This window comes from Pseudarthrobacter sp. PS3-L1 (assembly GCF_030063285.1).
Lineage (GTDB): Bacteria > Actinomycetota > Actinomycetes > Actinomycetales > Micrococcaceae > Arthrobacter.
The window spans coordinates 1-4,961 of sequence record NZ_JASISU010000013.1 but is presented as its reverse complement, the minus strand read 5'-3'; the positions used below and the strand labels follow the sequence as shown (position 1 = coordinate 4,961).

Genomic DNA, 4,961 nt, shown 5'->3' with positions numbered 1-4,961 from the left:
CGATGGTACTGCACCCGGGAGGGTGTGGGAGAGTAGGACACCGCCGGACAACACTTCAGAAAAAAGGTCGAGGGGCCCCACCACTGGTGGGGCCCCTCACCCGTTAACACCACAACCCCACAACACAACCCCGCCAACCGCGCCAAGCACCCTAGACTTACTGACTATGGAATCCACCGGTCACTCAGCGAGAGATCAACGAAGCCGTGCTTCAGCTGACGACGAGGTAACCGATGGGGTTGCTCCCGCTCCTTACGGTGAAGGGAACGCTGCTGTGAAGATGAATCGCGAAGCCGATGCCTCGGGTAGGGCGCCGCACTCAAGCGTTGATGGTGTGCGGGATAAGCGGGCCACCATTCTGGACGTCGCAGCAGCTGCCGGAGTCTCCAGGCAGACTGTCACTAGGGCCATGAACAACATGCCGGGCATCAAACCGGCCACCCGGGAGCGTGTGCAGCAGGAAGCGCGCACTCTCGGATATGTCCCCAGCCGGTTTGCCAAGGGACTGGTTCAGGGCTCCCGCACGTCGGTTGGCCTGTCCATTCCAGGCCTGACGAATCCGTACTTTCCGGCGTTCGCGTCAAGTGTGGTGGAGGCAGCCACTCAACGTGGTTGGCACGTAGTGGTGGATGACTACGGTCATGGCGAGAGCAGCGGACTGAGCTCAGTGCAACACCTTGCTCCGCATGTTGATGCAGTTATTGGGTATTTGGGCCCGCATACCCTCAACGCGAATGATCTCCTGAGTGGTCGGCCCCTCTTGGTTCTTGACAGGGTGTCTGGTGAAGCCGGGGCAGGAATCTCTTTTGACTACCCCTACGCAGCCTCGCTGGCGCTCGATCACCTAGCTCTCCGCGGGAGCAGTTCAGTCCTGTACCTTGATGCCATCATTTCAATGACCACGGCAGCGGATGCGCCCGCCGTCGAGATACCACTCCACGTGGCCCCCTTGGACGATGGTGGGGGAACCGATGCGGGCCGGAGCGAACCTGTACAACTTTCCGTGCGCGGCAAGGCTTTTGTTGAGCTGGCAGCGTCAAGGGGTGTTGGGTTGGAAGTGGTGTCGGCAGGAGAATCTGCTGAGGCTGCCTTCACCTCGCTGTCTGCGCGGCTGGCATCCGGTCCTTGTCCTGACGCAGTCTTGGCTTTTAATGACCTCATGGCTGCAGGGGCGCTTAAGGCTCTCAGCGCCCACGGGGTCAGGGTGCCCCAGGACTGTGTCGTCATGGGTATGGACGGAATTCCCCTCGGTAGATTGTTGGCCCCCGAATTGACGACCCTTTCCCTGGATCTGCGGGCGGTGGGCCGGATGGCCGTGGACCTGGTGGCCGGCTTGATTGACGGAAGCCTCGTTCCTGGCAGCCCGGAATCTGCCGTGACGGTCAGACACGAGCTCACCGTGCGTGAATCGGCGTGAAGTACCACGTCCACGATGCGGCGGGATACCAAGGAAGTTCCGCTCTTTGGAGAGAGGTGTGAGGAGTTCCTGCTCTGTGCAGATGACTCCAACGGCTGTAGCATTGTCTGTACCGTGAACGTTCACGGGATCACTAATCCCCAGAATTGATGAGGACCTCCGCATGACTACCGAGTCCCCCGCCGACGTGGACACTCTCGTCCCGTCGTCCAGCGATACCGCATCCCCGCGCTCCCTGGCGCTTGCATCCAGTGCCGTCCTTGAGCTTGAGTCCGTGGAACCAGGACGCGGTTCTGAGGCACCGCGATCATTCCTCGAAAGCGATGCGCCACGTCTGTCCCTCAACGGCCTGTGGAACTTCAGGTTGTATCCGGGCGTCCGGCAGGCGCCTGCAGACGGCTGGCAGGAGGGACAGGATCTTGACGGATATTCCGATCTCCCGGTTCCTTCAAGCTGGCCCATGCACGGCCACGGCCAGCCGTGGTACACCAATGTGCAGTACCCTTTTGCCGTTGAGCCGCCCCACGTGCCGGACGCAAACCCGGTAGGCCACTTTGTTGTCGAATTCTCCGCCGGGGCCGAGTTTGCTCACCGCTCGCTCATCCGTTTTGACGGGGTTGATTCCGCAGCAACTGTGTGGCTCAACGGCAAGGAACTGGGTACCACCCGTGGCAGCCGCCTGGCCCACGAATTCGATGTTGCTGGTGTCCTTCGCGAGGGCAGCAACGTGCTGGCCCTGCAGGTAGCCCAGTTCTCGGCCGCCAGCTACCTCGAGGACCAGGACATGTGGTGGCTTCCCGGAATCTTCCGCGACGTCACGCTGGCGGCCCGGCCGGCTGAAGGCATCGACGACGTCTTTGTCCACGCGGACTATGACCACGTGACGGGCGACGGCGTCCTCCGCTTTGAGGTGACGCGCGGCGGTAAGCCGGTGGCCGCCGTCGTCCGCATCCCAGAACTGGACTTTGAGGGCGATGCTGCGGAAGAGGTGCGGATAGCTGGTGTCACTGGATGGTCAGCCGAAACGCCGCGCCTCTACCAGGCGCATGTCAGCACTCCCGGGGAGAGCATCTCGGTCGAACTTGGCTTCCGCACCATCACAATTGAAGATGCGCAGTTCAAGGTTAATGGCAGACGCATCCTCCTGCGCGGTGTTAATCGGCACGAACATCACCCCAAGCTGGGACGGGTCGTGCCACGCGAGACCATGGAGGCGGAGATGCGCCTCATGAAGCAGCACAACATCAACGCCATTCGTACCTCGCATTATCCGCCGCACCCCGAATTCCTTGCATTGGCAGACCAGCTGGGGTTCTACGTTGTCCTGGAGTGCGACCTTGAGACCCACGGTTTTGTGAATTCGGAATGGAACCAGAACCCGAGCGATGATCCCCAGTGGGAAGCTGCGCTTCTTGACCGCATGGAGCGGACTGTGGAGCGGGACAAAAACCACGCCAGCGTCATCATGTGGTCCTTGGGCAACGAGGCGGGAACTGGCCGCAACCTTGCCGCCATGTACCGCTGGACCAAAGACCGCGACCCCTCCCGCCCGGTGCACTACGAAGGTGACTGGAGCTGCGCTTATGCTGATGTCTACTCGCGCATGTATGCCTTCCATGATGAGACCGAGCTGATCGGCCAGGGTGCTGAAAAACCGCTGGATGATCCAGAACTTGATGCCCGGCGGAGGGCCATGCCCTTTGTGCAGTGCGAGTACGTCCACGCCATGGGCAACGGCCCAGGGGGCATGACTGAGTACCAGGACCTTTTCAACCGGTACCCGCGGCTCATGGGCGGTTTTGTGTGGGAATGGCTGGAACATGGGATCACTGTCCAGGACCCTGACGGCAACGAAAACTTTGCCTACGGTGGAGACTTTGGCGAGGAAGTCCACGACGGCAACTTCGTGACAGACGGTCTTGTTGATGCCAATCGGAAACCACGCCCGGGCCTCACTGATTTCAAGAAGGTCATTGAGCCGGTCACCCTTGGTATTGCTGCTGACTGGACCAGCATTGAACTCCGTAACGGGTTTGACTTTGTCAGTACCGAAGCGCTGTCCTTCAGGTATGTAGTAGAGGCCGACTGCGACGTTGTTGGCTCTGGGGAACTGGCAGTCCCGCCGGTTTCCGCGCAGGAGCAGGTGGCAGTGGCCCTGCCTGCAGGGCTGAAGGAGTCAGTAGCCGGACGGCGGGCAGTGCTCACCGTCAGTGCAGTCCTTGGTGCAGAGACGAATTGGGCAGCGGCCGGGCACGAAATTGCCTGGGGCCAGGATCTGCGGGAGGAACAGCATGTGTCCGCTGTTGAGGCCGGCACTGCAGTGCAGGCTGATGCCGAAGTGCTTCGTGTGGGCCCTGTAGAAATTGACCGATTCTCCGGTTTGCCCGTGCGCCTTGGCGGTACGGCCGTGGAGAGTTTTGGCCTGAAACTCTGGCGTCCCGCCACGGACAATGACCTTGCCCAAGTGTGGTTCAGTGCAGACACGAGGTCCCTTGCGTCACGCTGGAAGAACATTGGGCTCGATCGCATGGCGTCACGGCTCATAGACATCACCGTCGGGAAAACGAACGACGGCGGGGAGCAACTGCGAGTCACGACGAGGATGGCTGCCGCCGACAAGCAGTTCGGCGTCGAGGTGGACTACGTGTGGACAGCCCAGGGCGACGCGGTACGTCTGCAGACTCTGGTCCGGCCCGTGGGGAATTGGACTTCGGATGGTTTTGAGGTCGAGTGGGGCAGGATTGGCCTTGAGCTGGTTCTTGGTGCACAGCCCACTGACGTTGCGTGGTTTGGACAGGGACCGCACCACAGCTACCCGGATACAGGCCAGGGCGCAAAGCTTGGTTGGTACGCCCTGTCTGTTGCGGATCTTGATGTGGACTATGTCAAGCCGCAGGAGTCCGGTTCGCGCGCTGGGGTACGCTCGGCAGCTGTGACCTACGACGGCGGGTCATTGGGTATAGCGGGGGACTCGTTCGCCCTCACCGTGCGTGGATACAGCGAAAAGGTCCTTGAGGCAGCGAATCACCAGCCAGACCTGTTGATGGATGGACTGACCTACATTTATGTGGACCATGCTCGACGTGGCGTGGGGACAGCAGCCTGCGGACCAGACACCCTGCCCGCGTACAGGCTGCCCGTCCAGTCCGCAGATTTCACGGTGGTGTTGACCGCCAACTGACGGCGCGATCACCGGGCGCGATCACCCGGCGCGGCCCGCATCAGCGCCGCGATTCATGCAAGGGGGCTGACAACCACAGGGTTGTCAGCCCCCTTTGCGTTTCACTGGCTTTCTGGTTCTGGACCGTCGAGTAAAAGGTGTGGCGGAGGCCACAGGGCGTGGTGTGAACGCCGAGGGGTGATTTTTGGGGGTATTTGATGGCTTCGGCCATTGGTGGCGCGGTTTAGGGGCTATAGAGGGGTGGATTTGCGGTGGGGGTGGTGTGGGTGTATTGTTTTCTAAGTCGCCGCGAGGGGAACAGCTTAGAGCTTGTTACCGCGGGTGGCCAATCCCCTTTATTTCAAGCCATTTTCTGGTTGTGCT

The 4,961-nt window shown here is 61.0% G+C and carries 2 protein-coding genes; both read left to right on the top strand.

Annotated features, from left to right (window positions below):
• Positions 1 to 280: 280 nt before the first annotated feature.
• The gene (locus QMG79_RS16520; protein ID WP_283539723.1) at positions 281 to 1,417 is read left to right on the top strand and encodes a LacI family DNA-binding transcriptional regulator; all 1,137 of its coding nucleotides are present in this window, start codon (positions 281 to 283) and stop codon (positions 1,415 to 1,417) included.
• A 163-nt stretch (positions 1,418 to 1,580) separates the two neighbouring features.
• A complete protein-coding gene (locus tag QMG79_RS16515) occupies positions 1,581 to 4,598 on the top strand; it encodes a glycoside hydrolase family 2 TIM barrel-domain containing protein (protein ID WP_283539722.1) in 3,018 nt (1,005 codons plus the stop codon).
• The last annotated feature ends 363 nt before the right edge of the window (positions 4,599 to 4,961 follow it).

Excerpts from the sequence above, each read along its gene's own strand:
- QMG79_RS16520 (WP_283539723.1), top strand. The coding sequence starts at position 281 with ATGAATCGCGAAGCCGATGCCTCGGGTAGGGCGCCGCACTCAAGCGTT.
- QMG79_RS16515 (WP_283539722.1), top strand. The coding sequence starts at position 1,581 with ATGACTACCGAGTCCCCCGCCGACGTGGACACTCTCGTCCCGTCGTCC.